The 21,564-nt window shown below is 66.4% G+C and carries 19 protein-coding genes; 1 reads left to right on the top strand and 18 read right to left on the bottom strand.

Annotated elements, in window-relative coordinates:
• Positions 1-61 precede the first annotated feature (61 nt).
• Together hisD and Q9R31_RS13830 are read right to left on the bottom strand one after the other, a co-directional pair.
• Positions 62-1,429, bottom strand: a complete 1,368-nt coding sequence (hisD, locus tag Q9R31_RS13835; RefSeq protein ID WP_311263301.1) for a histidinol dehydrogenase — start codon at positions 1,427-1,429, stop codon at positions 62-64.
• 4 nt (positions 1,430-1,433) lie between these two features.
• Complete coding sequence (locus tag Q9R31_RS13830; protein ID WP_311263300.1) at positions 1,434-1,967, bottom strand: hypothetical protein; 534 nt, start codon at positions 1,965-1,967, stop codon at positions 1,434-1,436.
• A 129-nt stretch (positions 1,968-2,096) separates the two neighbouring features.
• Here Q9R31_RS13830 and Q9R31_RS13825 point away from each other — a divergent pair, with 129 nt between their 5' ends.
• Positions 2,097-2,597, top strand: coding sequence for a flavin reductase family protein (locus Q9R31_RS13825; RefSeq protein ID WP_311263299.1), 501 nt, complete (start codon positions 2,097-2,099; stop codon positions 2,595-2,597).
• 92 nt (positions 2,598-2,689) lie between these two features.
• Here Q9R31_RS13825 and dnaE read toward each other — a convergent pair whose 3' ends face one another.
• The 16 genes from dnaE to murF form a co-directional block, all read right to left on the bottom strand.
• The gene (gene dnaE / locus Q9R31_RS13820; protein ID WP_311263298.1) at positions 2,690-6,250 is read right to left on the bottom strand and encodes a DNA polymerase III subunit alpha; all 3,561 of its coding nucleotides are present in this window, start codon (positions 6,248-6,250) and stop codon (positions 2,690-2,692) included.
• Positions 6,251-6,299: 49 nt separating this feature from the next.
• Positions 6,300-7,226, bottom strand: a complete 927-nt coding sequence (locus Q9R31_RS13815; RefSeq protein WP_311263297.1) for an RluA family pseudouridine synthase — start codon at positions 7,224-7,226, stop codon at positions 6,300-6,302.
• Positions 7,219-7,791 (bottom strand): signal peptidase II, encoded by a 573-nt coding sequence (lspA, locus tag Q9R31_RS13810; protein WP_311263296.1) that lies wholly within the window; start codon positions 7,789-7,791, stop codon positions 7,219-7,221. Before lspA ends, Q9R31_RS13815 begins: the two co-directional genes overlap by 8 nt.
• A gap of 94 nt (positions 7,792-7,885) precedes the next feature.
• Positions 7,886-8,572, bottom strand: a complete 687-nt coding sequence (locus Q9R31_RS13805) for a DivIVA domain-containing protein (protein WP_056331667.1) — start codon at positions 8,570-8,572, stop codon at positions 7,886-7,888.
• A gap of 174 nt (positions 8,573-8,746) precedes the next feature.
• Complete coding sequence (locus Q9R31_RS13800) at positions 8,747-9,034, bottom strand: YggT family protein (protein ID WP_056331668.1); 288 nt, start codon at positions 9,032-9,034, stop codon at positions 8,747-8,749.
• A gap of 134 nt (positions 9,035-9,168) precedes the next feature.
• Positions 9,169-9,699 (bottom strand): cell division protein SepF, encoded by a 531-nt coding sequence (locus Q9R31_RS13795; protein WP_311263295.1) that lies wholly within the window; start codon positions 9,697-9,699, stop codon positions 9,169-9,171.
• Between the two features lie 90 nt (positions 9,700-9,789).
• Positions 9,790-10,542: a YggS family pyridoxal phosphate-dependent enzyme gene (locus Q9R31_RS13790; RefSeq protein ID WP_311263294.1), complete on the bottom strand. Its 753-nt coding sequence runs from the start codon at positions 10,540-10,542 to the stop codon at positions 9,790-9,792.
• Positions 10,535-11,224 (bottom strand): polyphenol oxidase family protein, encoded by a 690-nt coding sequence (locus tag Q9R31_RS13785; protein ID WP_311263293.1) that lies wholly within the window; start codon positions 11,222-11,224, stop codon positions 10,535-10,537. The genes Q9R31_RS13790 and Q9R31_RS13785 overlap by 8 nt, the downstream gene beginning before the upstream one ends.
• Positions 11,225-11,232: 8 nt before the next feature.
• Positions 11,233-12,486 (bottom strand): cell division protein FtsZ, encoded by a 1,254-nt coding sequence (gene ftsZ / locus Q9R31_RS13780; RefSeq protein ID WP_141940876.1) that lies wholly within the window; start codon positions 12,484-12,486, stop codon positions 11,233-11,235.
• Positions 12,487-12,670: 184 nt separating this feature from the next.
• Entirely contained in the window at positions 12,671-13,591 is a 921-nt protein-coding gene (locus Q9R31_RS13775; RefSeq protein ID WP_311263292.1) for a cell division protein FtsQ/DivIB, read from the bottom strand.
• Positions 13,584-14,960, bottom strand: a complete 1,377-nt coding sequence (gene murC, locus Q9R31_RS13770) for a UDP-N-acetylmuramate--L-alanine ligase (protein ID WP_311263291.1) — start codon at positions 14,958-14,960, stop codon at positions 13,584-13,586. Before murC ends, Q9R31_RS13775 begins: the two co-directional genes overlap by 8 nt.
• Positions 14,957-16,057, bottom strand: a complete 1,101-nt coding sequence (gene murG, locus Q9R31_RS13765; RefSeq protein WP_311263290.1) for an undecaprenyldiphospho-muramoylpentapeptide beta-N-acetylglucosaminyltransferase — start codon at positions 16,055-16,057, stop codon at positions 14,957-14,959. The genes murC and murG overlap by 4 nt, the downstream gene beginning before the upstream one ends.
• A 6-nt stretch (positions 16,058-16,063) precedes the next feature.
• Complete coding sequence (gene ftsW / locus Q9R31_RS13760; protein WP_311263289.1) at positions 16,064-17,428, bottom strand: putative lipid II flippase FtsW; 1,365 nt, start codon at positions 17,426-17,428, stop codon at positions 16,064-16,066.
• A gap of 2 nt (positions 17,429-17,430) precedes the next feature.
• Positions 17,431-19,008: a UDP-N-acetylmuramoyl-L-alanine--D-glutamate ligase gene (gene murD, locus Q9R31_RS13755; RefSeq protein ID WP_311263288.1), complete on the bottom strand. Its 1,578-nt coding sequence runs from the start codon at positions 19,006-19,008 to the stop codon at positions 17,431-17,433.
• On the bottom strand, positions 18,990-20,099 hold the full coding sequence (mraY, locus tag Q9R31_RS13750; RefSeq protein ID WP_311263287.1) for a phospho-N-acetylmuramoyl-pentapeptide-transferase: 1,110 nt from the start codon (positions 20,097-20,099) through the stop codon (positions 18,990-18,992). Before mraY ends, murD begins: the two co-directional genes overlap by 19 nt.
• Positions 20,096-21,559: a UDP-N-acetylmuramoyl-tripeptide--D-alanyl-D-alanine ligase gene (gene murF / locus Q9R31_RS13745; protein WP_311263286.1), complete on the bottom strand. Its 1,464-nt coding sequence runs from the start codon at positions 21,557-21,559 to the stop codon at positions 20,096-20,098. Before murF ends, mraY begins: the two co-directional genes overlap by 4 nt.
• Positions 21,560-21,564: the final 5 nt, after the last annotated feature.

Raw genomic sequence — 21,564 nt, 5'->3', positions numbered from 1 at the left:
GTTTACGGGCGCATGTGGGGTAATAACAATCCTGTAATTACTACATGTAGTGGTGCCGCCCTTAGCCGGGGAAGCGAACAGTGACGGCGTCACCATGGGCGGGAAGGTCCTCGGCCCGCGACAGGCTCACGATGTGTCCGCTGACCTCTGCCAGGGCTTCCCGGCTGTAATTAACCACCTGGATGGCGCGGAGGAAGGTGGTGACGTTGAGTCCTGACGAAAAAGCCGCGGTGCCGCTGGTGGGCAGTACGTGGTTGGAGCCGGCGCAGTAGTCGCCCAGGCTTACCGGGCTGTAGTCACCAACGAAAATTGCGCCCGCATTCCGGATCCGTGCGGCCACGGCTGCGGCGTCCCGGGTCATGATTTCCAAGTGCTCGGCCGCGTAGGCGTCGCAGGCAGCGATCCCCTGTTCCAGGCCATCCACCAGCACGACGCCGGACTGCGGGCCGGACAGCGCCTCCTGCACCCTCGCCGAGTGCTTGGTTGCAGCGGCCTGCAGTTCCAGTTCAGCGCGAACGGCCGCGGCCAACTCTTCAGAATCGGTAATCAGGACCGATGCGGCCTTGGGATCGTGCTCGGCCTGGCTGAGCAGGTCGGCGGCCACCAGCGCGGGCCGGGCGGAGTCGTCGGCAAGGATGGCGATCTCCGTGGTTCCCGCCTCGGAGTCGATTCCCACAACGCCCTTTACCAGCCGTTTGGCCGTGGCGACGAAGATGTTCCCGGGCCCGGTCACCACATCCACGGGCTCCAGGGCTGGACCGGCCGGCGAGGCTTCGATGCCGTACGCGAAGGCGGCGATGGCCTGCGCCCCGCCGATGGCGTAGACCTCGGTGATACCCAGCAGCGCTGCTGCTGCGAGGATGGTGGGGTGCGGCAGCCCGCCGAACTCCTTTTGCGGCGGCGAGGCCAGGGCAATGGACTCCACGCCTGCCGCGAGTGCGGGCACAACGTTCATGATCACCGATGACGGGTAGACGGCAAGGCCGCCGGGAACGTACAGTCCCACGCGTGCCACGGGTACCCAGTTCTGGCTGACCACCGCGCCGTCGCCCAGTTCGACGTCCACGTTGCGGGGGCGCTGGGCATCAGCGAATTTCCGTGCCCGGCTGATGGATTCCTCCAGGGCGGCCCGCACCGCCGGATCCAACTGGTCCAGTGCTGCGTCAATCGCGTCCCTGGGGACCAGCGGGTGGTCCTGCGCTACGCCGTCGAACCTCTCCGCCAGCTCCGCCAGCGCCGAAAAGCCGCGCTGCCGCACGGCGGAGATGATCCCCAGGACCTTTTCCTCGGCATCCGCCATGGTCTGGCCCTTGGCGCGGGGAACGGCGCCGCGCAGGGCCGCGAGCGTCAGGTTACGGCCACGAAGGTCGACGGTGCGGAAATCGACGGCGGCGGCCGCGGGGGCGGGAAATTCCGGGAAAGTGGTCACCGGACTATTTTACGGCGCTAAATCCGCGTGCCCGTTCCGCCGCCTCCCCCTGCGGTTTCCTGCCCGCCACGCCCACCAGCTCCAGCACGAAGACGGAAACGGCCGTGGCGGCAGGCCACAGCAGCAGCACCGGCCAGGCCCGGAGGGAAAAGGCGATGCTGGCGTTGGCTGAGGCCTCGACAACAGGACCGAAGAGCCGGGCTGCCAGGATCCCTGTCCCCCAGGCGAGGACGCTGCCTGCCAGCGCCCCGGCCAGGCCGGTCAGCAGGGCCGCCTGCGGGTCCTGCCGCCTGCCGTCGGACAGGAACACGGCCAGGAGGCAGCCGGCCAGCACCAGGATCCCGGCGAGGGTGAGGTCGCGCGGCAGCCACACCAGGGGAACAGTGCCCGATGCCAGGGCGGGATCCCGCGTGATCAGGTTCAATCCGCCCGGCGCCAGGAGCCACCAGAGGATTCCTGCCGGAATTCCGGCTGCCGCGGGGACCAGCAGCAGGGACCACGGAAGCAGCCGCCTGGCGGGGTGGGCGGAGTTTGTCATGCAACACACCTTAACAAAGGTTCCTGGCAGGTCGTTCGGCCGGGAGGAACACCGCTGCCTGTTTTCCCGCCGGGACCGCGGGCCAATACGCTTGGAGAAAGAGTTACACCACTTAGTGCAGGAGTTCCGGTGACCGACACCAGCGAGCCGTTCGAGCAGACGTTCAGGGAGATGTTCCGCCGCCACGCTGCGGGCGTTGCCATCATCACCGTGAACTACCAGGACGAGCCCTACGGCTTTACCGCCACCTCAGTGGCGTCGCTGTCCGCCAAGCCGCCCCGGTTCACATTCAACATGGCACGCAGTTCCAGGTCCTGGCCGGCCGTGGCCAACACGCAGTACCTGGGGGTCCACATGCTGGGGCTGGAGAACCAGGAACTGGCAGCCCGCTTTGCCCTGCCGGGCAACCGTTTCGAAGGCAACCACTGGGAAATCGGGCCCCACGGGGTACCTATCCTGAAGGACGTCGCCGGGTGGCTGATCGGCGAGATCCAGATGCGGCTTTCCTTCGAAAACAACGCGGTGGTGGTGGTCCAGGTGGTGGACGGCCAGGTGGGGGGCGAGGGATCGCCCCTGCTGTACCACGGCGGCGCGTACGGGCAGCCCGTGCCGCTGGACTACGAGATCTAGCCCCACCCGCTCGCGCAAGCACCCAGGCAGCAGCCGACGGCGGCATGTACCCGCCGCCGTCGGCTGCTTCTTTTGTCAGGCGTCCAGTCTTCCTAGGCGTCCAGGCAGGCGGGGCCCAGCAGGACTTTCAGGTCCCCGAACAGCGACGGGCTGGGGTTCACGCGGAGGTGGACCGGCAGGCCCATGATCTCCGTGCGGGTGTCGCCCTGCAGGTGAAGCCGCACTTCCGAGTTGCCCCGGTGGGTGCGCAGCACATCGCCCAGTTCGGTGACCACGGCCTCGGTGGCCTTGTGGGTGGGCATGGTGATCACCAGGGGTCCGTTCAGCCCCTCGCTGAGGTCCGGAACGGACAGCTCCATGCAGTTCAGGGTGATGGCGCCGTCGTCGCGCTTCTGCAGGCGGCCCTTGACCACCACAATCAGGTCCTCGGCAAGAACGGAGGCGATGGGCCCATAAACCTGCCCGAAGAACATGACCTCGATCGAGCCGCCCAGGTCCTCCACCTCCGCCCGGGCGTAAGCGTTGCCGCTGGCTTTTGCGATGCGCCGGCTCAGCGAGGTGATCATGCCCGCGATGGTGATGATGGCACCGTCCTGCGGACCGTCCTCGCCCAGGATGGTGGTGATGCTCATCTCGGCATGCTGGGCCAGCAGGCCCTCCAGGCCCTGCAGCGGGTGGTCCGAGACGTAGAGCCCGAGCATGTCCCGCTCGAAGGAGAGCTTGTCCTTCTTCTCCCACTCGGGCAGGTCCGGAATCTCGATGCTCAGGGAGGACGACTCCGCCCCGGCGTCCTCGAACCCGGCGAAGAGGTCGAACTGGCCGATCGCCTCGTTGCGCTTGAGGGTGATGACCGAGTCGATGGCCTCTTCATGGACCATTGCCAAGGCACGGCGGTGGTGGCCCAGTGAGTCGAAGGCGCCGGACTTGATCAGGGACTCGATGGTCCGCTTGTTGCAGACCACGGCCGGAACCTTCATCAGGTAGTCCTTGAAGGAGGTGAAGGCGCCCTCGCTTTCGCGCGCGGCCACCATGGCCTCGACGGCGTTGACGCCGACGTTGCGGATGGCGCCCATGCCGAAGCGGATGTCGTTCCCCACAGGGGTGAAGTTCAAGGCTGATTCATTGACGTCCGGCGGAAGCACCGTGATGCCCATGCGCCGGCACTCGTTGAGGTAGATTGCGGACTTGTCCTTGTCATCGCCCACCGAGGTCAGCAGCGCGGCCATGTACTCCGGCGCATAGTGGGCTTTGAGGTATGCGGTCCAGTAGGAGATCACGCCGTAGGCTGCCGAGTGGGCCTTGTTGAAGGCGTAGTCGGAGAAGGGCAGCAGGATGTCCCACAGGGTCTTCACGGCCTCCATGGAGTAGCCGTTGTCCTGCATGCCCTGGGAGAAGCCGGCGAACTGCTTGTCCAGCTCGGATTTCTTCTTTTTGCCCATGGCACGGCGGAGGATGTCTGCCTGGCCCAGCGAGTACCCGGCCAGCTTCTGCGCCACGGCCATCACCTGCTCCTGGTACACGATCAGGCCGTAGGTTCCGCCGAGGATCTCCTTGAGGGGCTCCTCCAGTTCCGGGTGGATGGGGATGACTTCCTGGATCCCGTTTTTCCGCAGCGCGTAGTCGGTGTGCGCGTTGGCGCCCATGGGGCCCGGCCGGTAGAGCGCCAGGACGGCGGAGATGTCTTCGAAGTTGTCAGGCTTCATGAGCTTGAGCAGCGACCGCATGGGACCGCCGTCGAGCTGGAAGACACCCAGGGTGTCGCCGCGTGCCAGGAGTTCGTAGGACGGGGCATCGTCCAGCTCAAGGTTTTCCAGGTCCAGGTCGATGCCCCGGTTCATCTTGATGTTCTCAAGGGCATCGGAAATGATCGTCAGGTTCCGCAGGCCCAAAAAGTCCATCTTGATCAGGCCAAGGCCCTCGGACGTCGGGTAGTCGAACTGCGTGATCACCTGGCCGTCCTGGAAACGGCGCATGATCGGGATGACGTCGATAATCGGGTCCGAGGACATGATCACGCCGGCGGCGTGGACGCCCCACTGGCGTTTCAGCCCCTCGATGCCGAGTGCTGTCTCGAACACCTTGGCCGCTTCCGGATCGGTGCTGATGAGCTGCCGGAAGTCCCCGGCCTCACCATAGCGCTTCGCCTCCGGGTTCTGGATGTCCGCGAGCGGGATGTCCTTGGCCATCACGGCCGGCGGCAGCGCCTTGGTGAGGGTTTCGCCCATGCTGAAGGGGTAACCGAGCACGCGGGAGGAGTCCTTGAGGGCCTGCTTGGTCTTGATGGTGCCATACGTGACGATCATCGCGACACGCTCGTCGCCGTACTTCCGGGTCACATAGTCAATGACCTCTGAACGGCGCCGGTCATCGAAGTCGACGTCGAAGTCAGGCATGGAGACGCGGTCGGGGTTGAGGAAGCGTTCGAAGATCAGGCCGTGGCGCAGCGGGTCCAAGTCGGTAATGCGCATGGCATACGCCACCATGGAGCCGGCGCCGGAACCACGGCCCGGACCCACGCGGATGCCGTTGTTCTTGGCCCAGTTGATGAAGTCGGCCACCACCAGGAAGTAGCCCGGGAAGCCCATGGAGGTGATGACGCCGAGCTCGTAGTCGGCCTGCTTGCGGACCTCGTCCGGAATGCCGCCCGGGTACCGGTACTTCAGGCCCTTGTCCACTTCCTTGACCAGCCAGGAGGTCTCATCCTCGCCGGGCGGGCAAGGGAACCGCGGCATGTAGTTGGCGTCCGTGTTGAAGGACACTTCGCAGCGCTCGGCGATGAGCAGCGTGTTGTCGCAGGCCTCCGGGTGGTCGCGGAAGAGCTCCCGCATCTCCTGCGGCGACTTCAGGTAGTAGCCGCTGCCGGAGAACGCGAACCGCGACCCGCCGTTGTCATAGGTGGGTTCCAGCAGCGTGGAGCCGGACTGGATGGCCAGCAGGGCCTCGTGTGCCTTGGCGTCGTGCTCGTGGGTGTAGTGGAGGTCATTGGTGGCAACCAGCGGCAGGTTCAGGTCCTTGGCAAGCCGGAGCAGGTCGCCGGTGACCCGCCGTTCAATGTCCAGGCCATGGTCCATCAGTTCGCAGAAGTAGTTTTCCGCGCCGAAAATGTCCCGGAATTCAGCCGCCGCTTCCAGGGCTTCGCGGTACTGGCCAAGCCGGAGCCGGGTCTGGACTTCGCCGGAGGGGCAGCCGGTGGTGGCAATGAGCCCTTCCGAGTAGGTGTTGAGCAGTTCACGGTCCAGCCGCGGCCACTTGCCGAACACCGAATCAAGGGAGGCGATGGAGGAGGCCCGGAAGAGGTTCCGCATCCCCACGTTGTTGTAGCTCAGGAGCGTCATGTGGGTGTAGGAACCGCCACCGGAGACGTCGTCCTTGCGCTGGGATTCATCGCCCCAGCGGACGCGTTCCTTGTCCGTCCGTGCGGTGCCGGGAGTTACATAGGCCTCGACGCCGATGATCGGCTTGATGCCCTTGTCCGTGGCTTTTCGCCAGAAGTCGAAGGCGCCGAACAGGTAGCCGTGGTCCGTCGTGGCGAGGGCAGGCATGCCCAGGCGCTCGGTTTCGTCGAACAGCTCCCCCAGGCGGGCAGCTCCATCCAGCATGGAATATTCGGTGTGGGTGTGCAGGTGGACAAACGAATCATTGCTGGAACTCACCGCACCATTCTAAGCGCTGCCGCTTTGCACCCCCGCCAGGCGGTCCGTGTCAGGCCTGTCCCGATTCCAGTACTTCCAGGGCGTAGGCCAGGTCCCGCGGGTAGTCGCTGGTGACCGTGACTCGCTCCCCCGTCACAGGGTGGTCAAATCCCAGTTCCCGGGCGTGCAGCCACTGCCGCGTGAGCCCCAGGGTTGCCGCAAGGCGGGGGTCGGCGCCATAGGTCAGGTCGCCCGCGCAGGGGTGGCGGAGGGCGGAGAAGTGGACCCGGATCTGGTGGGTGCGGCCGGTCTCAAGGTGGACCTCCACCAGGCTGGCCTTGCCGAATGCCTCCAGCACCTCGTAATGGGTCACCGAAGCGCGGCCGTCCTCGATGACGGCAAAACGCCAGTCATGCCCGGGGTGGCGCCCGATGGGGGCGTCGATGGTCCCGGTCAGGGGATCGGGAAGGCCCTGCACCACCGCGTGGTAGACCTTGTCCACGGTGCGCTCCTTGAAGGCCCGTTTCAGGGCTGTGTAGGCCCGCTCGGACTTCGCCACGACCATCACGCCGGAGGTCCCGACGTCGAGCCGGTGGACAATGCCTGCCCGTTCCGGCGCACCCGAAGTGGAGATGCGGTAGCCGGCGGCAGCAAGGCCGCCCACCACCGTTGGTCCCACCCATCCGGGCGACGGGTGGGCTGCCACGCCCACAGGTTTGTCAACGACGACGAAATCGTCATCGTCGAGCAGGATGTTCAGGCCTTCCACAATCTCCTCCACGACTTCCAACGGGTCCCGCCGTTCCGGGACGGTGACGTCCAGGACGTCCCCGGCAACGAGTTTTGCCGACTTGCCCAACGCTTTGCCCCGGATCAGGACATGGCCCTCCGCCAGCAGGGACGCGGCGACGGAGCGGGACACCCCCAGGAGGCCGGCCAGCCCGGCATCTGCCCGCGTCCCACCGTACTCTTCGGCCACGACAAGGTGCTCAGTCATGGGCGGGCTTTTCCTTGGGCGCGTTCCCCAGGCGCGTTCCGTCCAGTGCGATTCCACGGATGGTCAGGATGCAGATGATGCCGACGGCGGAAACCACGGCCGAGTCGGCGATGTTGAAGATGGCGAAATTGGGCAGCTGGATGAAGTCCACCACGTGGCCCATGCCGAAGGACGGCTCACGGAAGAGCCGGTCGGTGAGGTTGCCGAGGGCCCCGCCGAGCAGCAGGCCCAGGGCCAGGGACCACCAGGCCGAACCCAGCCTGCGCACCTGGAAGAGGATCGCGAGGGCCACAGCGGCCATGATGATGGAGAACACCCACGTGACGTTCTCGCCGATGGAAAACGCCGCACCCGAATTCCGGATGAAATACCAGTGCAGGAGGGGCGGCAGAACAGGGATGCGCTCCCCCTCCACCATGGTGGACGTGACCCAGAGTTTGGTCAGCTGGTCCAGGACGTAGGCGAATATCGCGAACCCGGTGAACAGGGACAGCAGCACTGCCCGGCGCGGGCGCGGTGAGGGTGGGACAGGGCGTGCCGCATCCGCAGCGAGTTCGTCAGTCATGGTGCTTTCAATTCGTGGAGCTGGGTGTCAATGCCAAAAAGCCGGTGGCCGAGGAATCCTCAGCCACCGGCTTTCAGAATACGTGCTGCCAGACTTAGTTGGCTTCGCTGACTTCCGGGGTTGCTACGGAGCCGCGGGCATCCAGGTCGCGGAGCTGGCCCTCGATGTAGGCCTTCAGGCGTGAACGGTAGTCGCGTTCGAAGCCGCGGAGCTGCTCCACCTTGCGTTCCAGGACGGAGCGCTGCTGCTCCAGGGCACCAAGGATCTTGCGGGACTTCTCCTGGGCGTCGTTGACGAGGCTGCTGGCTTCGATCTGCGCTTCGGCGATGATCTTGTCCTTCTGGGCCTGGCCGTCGGCGACGTGGCGGTCGTGCATCTGCTGCGCCATGGCCAGCAGGCCGGCAGCGGATTCAGCGGAAGGAGTGGCGACAGCTGCGGGCGCAGCCGGTGCGGCGGCAGCCGGGGCAGCCGGCTGGACATCCTTCTTCTTGTTGGCTTCGGCAGCCTTCGCCTCGGCCTCTGCCTTCTCGCGGGCCTCGTCCTTGTCGGCCTTGACCGGCGCGGGGACCTTCTCCACCACGGGGGCGGCAGCTGAGCTTGCCGGTACGCTCGAACCTGCTTCGGCGAGCTTCTTGCGGAGCTCATCGTTTTCCTGGTTCAGGCGGCGGAGTTCAACGACGATTTCGTCCAGGAAGTCGTCAACTTCGTCCTGGTCATAGCCCTCGCGGAACTTGGTGGGCTGAAAGCGCTTGTTGACAACGTCTTCTGGCGTCAAAGCCATCTGGTCACCTCACTGGTCTGGTTAGTCAGTAGGCCTTCCGGCCGTCAAAACTACGGTACCTAAATTTGGTCTGCTTACTCTAATTCAACACTGCGGTGTCAAACGGGAGGTTCTTCGCTTTACAGTAGCCGTTCCGCGGGGGAACACCCTGCATTGCCGGGTCTGGTTGGTAAATCAGGCCAGTCCCCTGGTGACGTTCATGGCGATGCTGACGCCGATGAACAGGATCAGGAAGCCCAGGTCCAGGGAGATGCCGCCAAGCCGGAGCGGCGGAATCATCCGCCGCAGTCCCTTGAGCGGCGGATCCGTAATGGAGTACACGGCGTGCGCCACCACCAGGGCTGCGCCCCGGGGCCGCCATTCCCTCGCAAACATCTGCACCCAGTCGAACACCAGGCGGATGATGAGGGCGACGAAGAACAGCAGCAGGGCGAGATAGAGAAGTCCGAAAACAATTCCCATGACTTATTCCATATCTCCATATTCGTGCGGAGCATCCATGGTGGAGGCCGCTGTTGTCCTGCTGTTGTCTTGTCTATTTCAGCACAGATGCCAGACAGGTGTCCCTGCCTGGCATCTTTGTGCAGTCTTCGCGCTCAGCTTTGGTTGAAGAAGCTTGCCTGCGTTTCGCTGGCCTTCTTGTCGTCACCGATCACTTCAACGTAGGACGGTGAGAGCAGGAACACCTTGTTGGTCACCCGCTCGATGCTTCCCCGGAGGCCAAAGACAAGTCCGGCCGAGAAGTCCACCAGGCGCTTGGCATCGGCCTCACCCATGTCGGTGACGTTCATGATCACCGGAATACCGTCCCGGAAACTCTCACCGATGAGCTTGGCATCGTTGTAGGAGCGTGGGTGGATGGTAGTGATCTGGCGAAGTCCGGTGTTCTCTTCGCGGCTCGAAGCCGCACGCTTAATGGGGGTCACAGGGGCGCGGTATTCCTCTTCAGGGGCGTAGGACGCCTCGCGGCTGACTTCGCGGACCGGCGCCGGAGCGCGGCGTTCCTCGCGGTCAACTTCCATCGGTTCGTCCTCATCCTTACGTGTGGTCTGTTGCTCGGACTCGTAATGCTCATCGCCGTCGGCGAGCCCAAGATAGATCATTGTCTTGCGCAGAGCGCCGGCCATGGTCGACTCCTAATCGTGTCCCGTAAGCGGGCCGCCCAATGATTTGACAGCACTGGAGTCCCCCGCCCATCACTTCCAATAGGTCAGACGCTACCCCACGGCGGGACGGGAACCGAGAATATCCGAGCCGATTCGCAGGTGTGTCGCTCCGAACGTGATGGCGGCCTCAAGGTCCTGGCTCATGCCTGCCGAGATTGCCGTGGCATCGGGGTAGGCCGCGGCCAGCCGGGCGGAAATCCCCGCGAGCCGTTCGAACGCCGGCTCCGGCGGCGCACCCAGCGGGGCAACTGCCATCACGCCGGCCAGGTTCAGGCCCTCCGATCCGGCGATCCGCTCTGCCAGAAGGGGCACCTCGGCGGGGTCTGCGCCGCCGCGGTGCGTGCCGCCGTCGTCATCAAGGCTGACTTGGATGAAGCAGTCCAGCGCCGCCCGCCCACTGGCGTCCATCTCATGGCGAACCGCCTTCGCCAGGGCCTCCACCAGCTGCGGCCGGTCCACCGAATGGACCGCCGAGGCGTAGCGCGCCACGGACTTGGCCTTCTTGGTCTGCAGCTGGCCAACGAAATGCCACGTCAGGCCAAGGTCGGCCAGCTCGAGGGCTTTGGCGGCGGCCTCCTGGTCCCGGTTCTCTCCCACATCCGTCACTCCCAGGGCTGCGAGGCGCCGGATGTCCTCCGCCGGGTGGAACTTGGTGACCACGATCAGGGATGGCAGCGGTCCTTCGCGGCCTGCGTCCAGGGCTGCCGCTGCGATCCGCTGCCGGACGGCAGCAAGCCGTTCGGCCAGGTGCGCACTGCGCGGATCATCCGCCCGGCCCTGCCCTGTAGGTTCAGGCTCAGTCATGGCACCAGACCAATCCCGCGAAACGGCCGGTGTTCCGGTCCCGGCGGTATGAATAGAGCGCCTCCGTTTCAAGGGTGCAGGCACCGGCGTATTCCACGCGCACGCCGGCAGCCTCGAGCTGGCTCCGCGCGCCGGCGGGTAGGTCCAGGGCAGGCGTTCCCCAGGAGGTTGCGCTCCGGGTGGCAGGGACCAGGGCGGCCACCTCGTCCCGCAGTGCTGCAGGGACTTCGTAGCAGGACCCGCAGATCGAGGGTCCCAGCCAGGCCCGGATCCGGGATGCGCCACGGGACAGCATGGTGTCCACGGCGGCGGGCAGGACACCGTTCGCGATGCCGGGGCGGCCTGCGTGCACGGCGGCAAGGACCGGCCCGGCGGCGGACTCCCCCGCGAGCAGCACCGGAATGCAGTCCGCTACCATGACGGCGAGGGGAAGTCCGCGGGACACCATGGCGTCGGCTTCGGGGGCAGGCGCAACCGCGTCCATCACCGCCACGGTATTGCCGTGGACCTGGTTCATGAAGCGAAGCGAGCGGGGCCCGACGCCGATGGACTGCTCCAGACGGGCCCGGCGGTCCAGGACCGCAGCGGGATCGTCTCCCACATGCAGGGCGAGGTTTCCCGCCTGCACGTCAGTGAATGCGGCCGACACCCCGGGCATGATGTCGGCGCGCCAATGGAACAAGCCGCTGCCTACTTCAGGAAGTCGGGGACATCCAGGTCATCCGGGTGGGTGCCGGTCAGGTCCGGCTCCACGACGGAGGGCAGGTCGACGTCGAAGCCCGAGTCAGCGGGGACGGCCGAGGGACGCTGCTGGCCCCAGTTGCTGAGTCCCGCGGCACCGACGCCGGCGTGGATCGGCTGGACGTTCTGCTGGTGGTTGCCGTTGCCCTGGTGGTTTCCGCCCTGGGGGTGGGCCGAGGCGGGTGCCGCCGCAGGGGCAGCGGGCCGTTGCGGGGCGGCCTGCGGCTGGGACTGGTCCATGGAGGGCGAGGTGGCCTTGACGTCGTCGAACCCGGCGGCGATAACCGTGACCCGTGCCTCATCGCCCAGGGCGTCGTCGATGACGGCGCCGAAGATGATGTTTGCCTCGGGGTGGGCCACTTCCTGGACCAGCCGCGCGGCCTCGTTGATCTCGAAGAGGCCGAGGTCCGAGCCGCCCTGGATGGACAGCAGCACGCCGTGGGCACCGTCGATGGATGCTTCCAGCAGCGGCGAGGCGATGGCCAGTTCGGCCGCCTTGACGGCGCGGTCTTCACCACGGGCGGAACCGATGCCCATGAGCGCCGACCCGGCACCCTGCATGACGGACTTGACGTCCGCGAAGTCCAGGTTGATCAGGCCGGGGGTGGTGATGAGGTCGGTGATGCCCTGGACACCGGACAGCAGGACCTGGTCCGCGGAGCGGAAGGCATCGAGGACGGACACGTTGCGGTCGCTGATGGAGAGCAAACGGTCGTTGGGGATCACGATCAGGGTGTCGACCTCGTCGCGCAGGGCATCGATGCCGGCCTCGGCGGAACCGGCACGACGCCGGCCCTCGAAGGTGAACGGGCGGGTTACCACACCGATGGTCAGGGCGCCGAGCGAGCGGGCGATGCGGGCGACGACGGGCGCGCCGCCGGTGCCGGTGCCGCCGCCTTCGCCTGCGGTGACGAAGACCATGTCGGCGCCGCGCAGGACTTCCTCGATCTCGTCAGCGTGGTCCTCGGCAGCCTGCTTGCCCACCTCCGGGTTGGCGCCGGCGCCCAGTCCCCTGGTCAGCTCCCGTCCGACGTCGAGCTTCACGTCGGCGTCGCTCATCAGCAGGGCCTGGGCGTCGGTGTTGATGGCGATGAATTCAACACCCCTGAGGCCGACCTCGATCATGCGGTTGACTGCGTTCACGCCACCGCCGCCGATGCCGACGACTTTGATGACGGCCAAGTAATTCTGCGGAGCTGCCACGTTACGTGTCCCTTGTTCGTGTCTTATTGCGAAAACTGATGGAGAGCTTGAAGCCTGAAACCTTAACCTTCGAGTTGAAGGTTATAGTTATGTCAAGTAACTCTTGTCTGTGACGGTATTTCCTCTGGTTCCGACATTCAATAACCGGGTCCGCGTGTCGGATTAATACCGGGAAAGAAAGCGCTCAGCGCGTCACGGGGTGCCGGGGCACGCTGACGTCGTAGACCCTGACCGGGTTCTTGGGATCGGCCGGAGCCTTGAGGAGGGCGGCCAGGACCTTGGCCTTGAGTTCCTTCTCGGAAGCGTTGCCCCACACGATCGTCTGGCCGTCCACCAGCTTGAGTTCCACGGCATCCATGGACTGCGCGGACGCGTTCGACAGCTTCGCCAGCACGTCGGCCGGCAGCGCCCCCAGGACAGCCGCGGTGGCGCGGAACAGGTCCTGGCCAATGGCGCCGGCACCGCCGTCGATGACCGGCAGTGACGCCGATGCCGGATCATCCGTGGTGGCCAGCTGGACGCCGTCGACGTCCACCAGCTGGTACTGCTCCCCCTGCTTGACCAGCGCCACGGGCACGCGCTCGTGCACCGCGACGGCGAGGGTGGACGGCGGGCGCGCCTCGACGGAAACGGATTTGACCTGGATCAAAGGGCCAAGGAGCCCGCGGACGTCGTCGTCGCTGATTTGCGGCAGCGGTTTGCCGCGCAGGGGTTCCAGCGCGGCCTGCACCTGGGCCGGTGTGACAAGCCGTGTGCCCGTCACCGAGACGGTCTGCAGGGCAAGGACGGGCGAGTAGACGGCCGCGGCCAGCAGCCCGGCCACCAAAGCGATCACTGTTCCCACGGCCAGCAGGACCTTCTTCCGGCGGCGCCGGCCTTTCGGCTCAGGGAACGCCAGGACGGTCGCCCCGGAAGGCTTCTGTTCCTTCGCCGGCTGCGGGGACGCCTGGTCCGGGATGCTGCGGGATGCGGTAATCACGTCACCGCCGGCGGCCGGGGTTTCCGTTGCCGTACCCTTCCGGGGTTCAGCACTGTTGCCGTTCCCTGCACCGGGGCGGCTGTTCCGCTTGGGCGGAGCGTAGGTGGGGCGGCGGGAGCTAGGCACGCAGTGCCTCCACAATTCTGGGACCGTAGGCTGTGACGTCACCGGCGCCCACGGTGAGGACAACGTCCCCGTCCCCCGCGGCGTCGGCCAGGGTGTCGACGGCGTCGTCAGCGGAAACCAGCCGTCCGCCTTCCGTGAGGTGGTCGGCGATGAGCTGGCTCGTGACGCCGGGGATCGGGTCCTCCCTGGCAGGGTAGATGTCCAGGACCAGGGCGGTGTCGGCCAGGTTGAGGGCATCGGCGAACTGCGCGGCGAATTCGCGGGTGCGGGAAAACAGGTGCGGCTGGAACAGGACATGGACCTTGTGGCCGCCCGCCACCGAACGGGCCGCGGTGAGGGCGGCGCGGACCTCCGTGGGGTGGTGGGCGTAGTCGTCGAACACCCGCACTCCCCTTGCTCCGCCTTTCAGTTCAAAGCGGCGGGATGCTCCGGAGAAATGCGCCAGGCCGGCGGCTGCGGCGGCCGCGTCAACACCGAGCTCGAGGGCCACGCCGAAAGCGGCTGCGGCGTTCAGTGCGTTGTGCCGTCCGGGCACCTGCAATGACAACGGGAACCGGGCACCGGCTGCCGATATGGCAACTTGTCCCGGGCCGCCGTCGTCAAGCCTGACGTCCGCCGCGTCGCTGGTGCCGTACAGGACCACCCGGGTGTTGCCCCGCGCCCTGGTCCGCTCCGCCAGGGCCAGCGCGCCGGCGTCGTCGGCGCAGGCCACCAGGAGGCCGTGCGCGGGCAGCAGGGCGGTAAAGCGGTCGAAGGACTCGTAGACGGCTTCAGCGGTGCCGTAGTAGTCAAGGTGGTCCGGCTCCACGTTGGTGACGACGGCGATGTGCGGCCGGTAGTTCAGGAAGGAGCCGTCGGATTCATCAGCCTCGGCAACGAAGATGCCGGACGTGCCGTGCGCGGCGTTCACGCCAAGCGCGGGGATGTTGGCGCCGACGGCAAAGGACGGATCCAGTCCCGCCGCGCGCAGCAGCACCGTCACCATCGACGTCGTGGTGGACTTGCCATGCGTTCCTGCGACCGTCACCACAGTGTCCCCGCCCATGGTGGCTGCCAGCGCCTGGGACCGGTGCAGCACGGGCAGCCCCGCCTGCCGTGCCGCCGCCAGCTCGGGGTTGTCCTCCCGAATCGCCGACCCGGCAACCACGGTCTGAGCGTCGGCCAGGTTGCCGGCGGAGTAGCCGACAGCGATGCGCGCCCCGGCTGCGGCAAGGTCGGCCATGACGGGCAGGTCCTTGGCGTCGGATCCGCTGACCGGGACCCCCCGCGCCACCATGATGCGGGCCACGGCGGACACGCCTACTCCCCCAATGCCGATGAAGTGCACCTTTCCCAGCGATTCAAGCGTGGGGGTGTTGTGGGGGCTCATGCAGATACCGCTTCCAGGACAAGACCAGCCATGCGCTGGTCGGCGTTTCGGATTCCGAGCCGGTAGGACTTGGCTTCCATGGCGGCAAGCCGTGCCTTGTCGCTGATCAGGGGAATCAACTCCTGGTCAACCCATTCCGCCGTGAAGTTGCGGTCGGCCACCAGCAGCGCTCCGCCTGCGGCGACCAGGCCCGCTGCGTTCAGCGCCTGTTCCCCGTTTCCGATGGGCAGGGGCACCAGGACCGCCGGGACCCCGACGGCGGCCACTTCGCTGACCGTGGCCGCGCCCGACCGTGCCAGCAGCAGGTCGGCCGCAGCGTAGGCAAGCTCCATGCCGTCGATGTACTCCACCTGCCGGTAGCCCTTCGCAGTGAGGGGTTTGCCGGCCTGGTCCAGGACTGTTTTGCCACGGCCGGTGATGTGGAGGGTCTGGATGCCGGCGTCGGCAAGGCGGTCCACGGCCGCAGCGATGGTCCGGTTGATGCTTTGCGCGCCGGAGGAACCGCCGGTGACAATCAGGGTTGGCTGGTGGGGATCGAGCCCAAGGGACTTCCGCGCCGCGTCTCGGGCGCTCTTCCGGTCCAGGCCGGAAATCTCCTTCCGCATGGGCATGCCCACATGCACGGCGTTGCGCAGCGGGGTGCCTTCGAAGGCCACGGCAACCCGGCCGTTCAGGAAGGCCCCCACGCGGTTGGCGAGCCCAGGACGGGCGTTGGCTTCATGGATGACGATGGGGATGCGGCGCTTCCGGGCCGCCAGGTACATGGGGGTGCAAACGTATCCGCCGACTCCCACCAGCACGTCGGCCCGTGCCTGGTCCAGGATGGCGCCGGCCTGGCGGACTGCGCCGGCCAGCCTGGCAGGCAGGCGGAGCAGGTCCGCGGACGGCTTGCGCGGAAGGGGCACGCGGTCGATGGTGGCCAATTGGACACCGGCGGCCGGAACCAGCCGGGTTTCCATGCCCGTGGGCGTTCCGACCGCCAGGATGGAGGCGTCGGGGGCAACGCTGCGGAGGGCGGCGGCGATGGCGAGCAACGGGCTGATGTGGCCCGCCGTTCCGCCGCCGGCCAGGACGATGGAGGGTTGTGTCGGAGTCATGTGGGGTTAGGCACGCTTTCTGGAATTCTTTGGTTGGTTCTTGTCCCGCCCTGGCCTGGCCTTGAACTTCAGCATCCGTTTGGGCCGCATGGCCGGCGCCATCTGCTCCCGCGCGAGCGAGAGCACCACCCCGACGGCGCACAGTGACATCAGCAGCGCCGAACCGCCATAGGAAATGAACGGCAGCGGCACGCCGATGACCGGCATCAAACCGGTGACCACGGACATGTTCACGGTGGCCTGGCCCAGCAGCCAGACCATGATGGTGCCGGCCAGGACCCGGTGGAACATGTCCTCCTGCGCCACCACCACACGGTAGATCGCCGCGCCCAGGATCGCGAAGAGGACCAGGACGACGACGGTTCCCACCAGGCCGAGTTCCTCGCCGATGATGGCGAAGATGAAGTCGTTGTGGGCTTCCGGGATCCAGCTGTACTTTTGCCGGCTTTGCCCCAGGCCCACGCCCAGCCACCCGCCGGAGGCAAGGCCGTACATGCCGTTGGTGGCCTGGTAGTTGGCGTCGATGCCGTCGGCACAGGACTGTCCGGTCCACCACGAGGTGATGCGGCACATGCGGTTGGAACTGGTGATGGCCATTACAGCGGTGCCGGCTGCGGCGATGATGCCCGCGAAGCCGAAGAGGTAGAGCGGAACACCCGCGAAGAACAGTGCCGCCGCCACGATCATCATGATGATCATGGCGGTGCCGAGGTCGTTGCCCACCAGGATCAGCACGATGATGATGGCCGCCATGGGCACTGCGGGTACCAGCACATGCTGCCACCGGCTGAGCAGTTTGCCCTTCCTGGCCAGCACCGTGGCCAGCCAAAGTGCCAGGGCAAGCTTGGCCGCTTCGGAAGGCTGGAAGGTGATGCCGCCAAGGTCGATCCAGTTCCGGTTGCCGTTAACCTCGTCACCCACCACCTGCACCAGGCCCAGGAGCACCACGGCAGCCCCGACGGCCGGCCAGGCGAGCCGCTTGAGCCACACGACGTTGATCCGCGAGAGCACGAACATGGTGAAGATGCCGATCGCAGCGAAGACACCCTGCTTCAGCGCGTCGCCGTAGGGTGACTTTCCGGCAGCGATGGATTCAACACTGGAGGCGGAGAGGACCATCATGATCCCGATGGCCGTCAACGCCAGCGTGGCGCCGAGGATGAGGTAGTAGGTGGAACCGTTCCGGGACGTGCCCGTTCCCTCCAGCGCCGACCAGAACCGGCGGTAGATGGTCCGCAGCTTCGCGCCCGCCACAGCAGGCTGCCGGGTGGCGGTGGCGCCGGGGCGCGGCGTGCCACCCCGGGGCTTGCCACCCCGGGGCTTGCCGCCCTGGGGCTTTCTGCCCTGGGGGCGGGTGGGCGTGCTGACCATTGTTACTCCTCGCCGGTCTGGGCCTGCCCTTCCACCAGCTCGCGGACAGCGTCGATGAAAGTACCACCACGGTGAGCGTAGGAAGAGAACTGATCCATGGAAGCAGCTGCCGGAGCCATCAGCACGGTATCGCCGGGTTCGGCAAGCCGTGCTGCTGACGCAACGGCCCGGGACATCACCTGTTCTCCGTTGCCGGGGGAACCGGCGGGCGTGCCACCGGGCGCCGAAGCAGTCTGCACTCCCTCAGTGTCACCTGCCCCCGGCTCGATCACCGGGACATCGGGCGCGTGTCGCCGGAGGGCCTCCCGGAGCTGGGAGGTGTCGGTTCCGATCAGTACCACGGCCTTGAGCCTGGCCGCGTGCTCCCTCACCAGGTCGTCGTAGCTCACGCCCTTTGAGAGCCCGCCGGCTATCCAGACGACGTTGCTGAAGGCTGACAGGGAAGCAGACGCGGCATGCGGGTTGGTGGCTTTGGAGTCGTTGACCCAAAGGACGCTGTTCAGGCGGGCCACTGGCTGGATGCGGTGGTCGCCCGGGACGTAGTCAAGGATGCCCTGGCGGACAGCCTTGGCGTCCACCCCATAGGCGCGGACCAGGCCGGCGGCGGCGAGGGCGTTGGCTACCATGTGGCGCGGAGCCAGCGGACCAAGGTCGGTCATCGAGGCCAGCTCCGCCGCGCTGTTCCTGCGTTCCTCGATGAACGCCCGGTCAACCAGGAGACCTTCCACCACTCCGAGCATGCTGACCGCGGGAGTGACGGTGGTGAAGCCAACCGCGCGGCAGCCTTCGATCACATCCGCGTTTTCCACCATGCGCTCGGTTTCCACCTGCTCCGCGTTGTAGATGCAGGCCTTCTGGGTCCGCTCGTAGACCTTGGCTTTGTCCGCGAGGTACGAGTCATAGGAACCGTGCCAGTCCACGTGGTCTTCGGCCACGTTGAGGCAGACGCTGGCCACGGGCGACACGGATTCCGCCCAGTGCAGCTGGAAGCTGGAAAGTTCGACGGCGAAGACGTCATACTCCACCGGGTCGCGGAGGGCATCCAGGATGGGAGTACCGACATTTCCGACGGCGATCGCCTTGAGCCCGGCTGCCCGGAGCATCGATTCGGTGAGCCCAACCGTGGTGGTTTTGCCGTTGGTCCCCGTGATGGCCAGCCAGTCGGCCGTCTTTCGGCCTTCCCGGGTCCGCACCCGCCAGGCAAGTTCGACGTCGCCCCAGACGGGAATGTGTGCCCGGGCCGCTGCAGCCAGCAGGGCCTGGTCCGGGCGCCATCCGGGCGACGTGACGATCAGTTCCGGAAGTTCACCGTCGATGCGCGGTATGTGGGTGACGGCGTCCGGACCCAGCAGCACATCGGCGGCGCCCACGATTTTCAGGGTGTCGGCATGTGCACGCGCTGTGTCGCTAGTGGCAGCGTCCACCACCACCACGCGTGCACCGAGTTCGATCAGGGTGTCTGCGGCTGCGAAGCCGGAGACGCCGATGCCGGTCACGACCACGCGCAGGCCGGCCCAGTCGGAGTTCCAGGAGACAAGGTTTGCCAGGCGGGGAGAAACGGTCACAGCAGTACAACCCATTCTGCGTAGAAGATGCCAAGCCCCACAGCGACGAAGAGTCCGCCCAGGATCCAGAACCGGACCACGACGGTCACTTCGGCCCACCCCTTCAGTTCGAAGTGGTGCTGCAGCGGCGCCATCTTGAAAACGCGCTTTCCGCCGGTGGCCTTGAAGTAGCCCACCTGGATGATGACGGACAGGGTGATCAGCACGAAGAGGCCGCCCACGATGCCCAGCAGAAGTTCGGTCCGGGAAAGGATGGCGAAACCAGCCACCGCACCGCCAATGGCCAGTGATCCGGTGTCGCCCATGAAGATCTTCGCCGGCGAGGTGTTCCACCAAAGGAAGCCCACCAGGGCAGCGCTCAGGATCGCCGCGAGCAGCGCCAGGTCCAGGGGATCCCGGACCAGGTAGCAGCCGCTGCCTGCCTCCCTGGGCGAGCCGCAGGCCTGGTTGCTCTGCCATATGCCCATGAGGGTATATGCACCGAACACCATGATCGATGCGCCGGCGGCGAGGCCGTCGAGACCGTCAGTGAGGTTCACTCCGTTGGTGGCGGCGGTGACTATCAGGTTGGACCAGATGACGAACAGGATTGCCCCGAGGACAGTTCCGCCAAAGGCGAGGTCGAGCCACGGCAGGTCGCGGACCAGGGAAATCTTCGTTGATGCCGGCGTCAAGCCTGCACCGTTGGGGAAGTTCAACGCCAGGACGGCGAAGATGATGCCCACGGCTGCCTGAAGGATGAGCTTCGCCTTGGCGTTGAGGCCCAGGCTTCGCTGCCGCGAGATTTTGATGAAGTCGTCCAGGAAGCCCACCAGGCCCATGCCGACCATGAGAAACAGCAGGATGAGTGCTGAAGCGGAAGGCCCAGGGGAATCCGGGTTCATCATCAGCATGATGAGGTGGGTGAGCCCGTAGCTCAGCAGGACGGCAGCCACGACGACGGTTCCGCCCATGGTGGGCGTTCCACGCTTGGTGTGGTGCGACGTGGGGCCGTCGTCGCGGATGAACTGGCCGTAGCCGCGGTGCACCAGGAGGCGGATGAAAAGAGGGGTGCCCACAAGGGCGAACAGCAGGGCCAGGCCTGCGCCGATCAGCAGAGCAATCACAGCAGAGTGCTCCTTTCGTCGGCAGGGGTCGGGGTTGGGGGTAATGCTATCCGGTCGCCCAAATGCCGAAGCCCGACGCTGTTGGAGGACTTGAACAGCACCAGGTCACCCGGCTGGAGTTCTGCGTCGAGGATTTCGCGGGCCTCATCCACGGTATCGGCAAAGAGACACTCGTCGCCCCAGGACCCTTCCTGGACGGCGGAAACGTAGAGGGCGCGCGCTTCCCGGCCCACCACCAGCAGCCGGGAGATGTTGAGTCGCACCACCTGGGTGCCCACGGCCGTGTGCTCGCGGATGGAGTCTTCCCCCAGTTCCAGCATGGCTCCCAGGACCGCCCAGGTGCGGCGTCCCCGGCCGAGGTCTGCCAGCGTCCGGAGAGCGGCACGCATGGATTCGGGGTTGGCGTTGTAGGCATCGTTGATGATGGTGACGCCGTCCGGCCGCTCCGTGCGTTCCATCCGCCAGCGGCTGGCGGCGGACTGGCTGCTCAGCGAGGCCGCAATATCGTCTCCCGGTACACCCGCAGCCCATGCGGCTGCCGCGGCTGCCAGCAGGTTTCCGGTGTGGTGTGCGCCGATAAGCCGGCTGCTGACGTGGCGGGGGCCATCGCCGTCCGGCAGCTGGAGGTCGAATTCGGGGCTGCCCCCGGCGTTCGTGTCAGCATTCAGTGCCTGCACCTGGGCGTCCTGGCGCCCGTCGGCGGAAAAGCCAAGGACCTTGGCCGAGGTACGGCTGCGCATGGCGGCGACGCGTTCGTCGTCGAGATTGATGATGGCGGTGCCGGCGCCGGAAAGGCCTTCAACCATCTCGCCCTTGGCCAGCGCAATGTTCTCCACCCCGCCGAACTCTCCGGCGTGTGCGGTGCCCACTGCCAGGACCACTCCGATGTCCGGCTTGACCATCTCCGCAAGGTAGCGGATGTGGCCGATCCCCGTGGCCCCCATCTCGATGACCAGGTAGCGGGTGTCGGCGTCTGCCCGGAAGACGGTCAGCGGAACGCCAACCTCACCGTTGTAGGAGCCCTGGGGCGCGACAGTGTTGCCTTGCGTGGCAAGGATCCCGGCAAGCAGGTCCTTGGTGGTGGTCTTGCCCGCTGAACCGGTGATCCCCACGACCGTCAGCTGCTCCCCCGCTTCTGCCCGGGCTGCACGGATGCGCCGGACCGCCTCCGCGGCAAGGGCGCCCATTGCCAGGACCGCGTCTGCAACCACGATGGACGGGTAGGCAGTGCCTTCCGGGCCTTCCACCCGGCGCTCGACGAGTGCCAGGACGGCGCCGGACGCAAAGGCGGCGTCGATGAAGTCATGGCCGTCGGCGTGCTCGCCCGGCTTTGCGACGTAAAGCGAACCGTTCGTGGCTTCGCGTGAATCCGTCACCACCGAGAGGGGCGTAATTCCGGGATCGGCGTCCAGGCGCCCGCTGGTGATTTCGGCGATTTCCGCCGCAGTAAATGCAATCATCTCGG

Source organism: Pseudarthrobacter sp. BRE9, from assembly GCF_031844305.1.
In the GTDB taxonomy this organism is placed as follows: domain Bacteria; phylum Actinomycetota; class Actinomycetes; order Actinomycetales; family Micrococcaceae; genus Arthrobacter.
The sequence above is the reverse complement of the archived record's forward strand: the minus strand, read 5'-3'. Positions and strand labels throughout refer to the sequence as shown.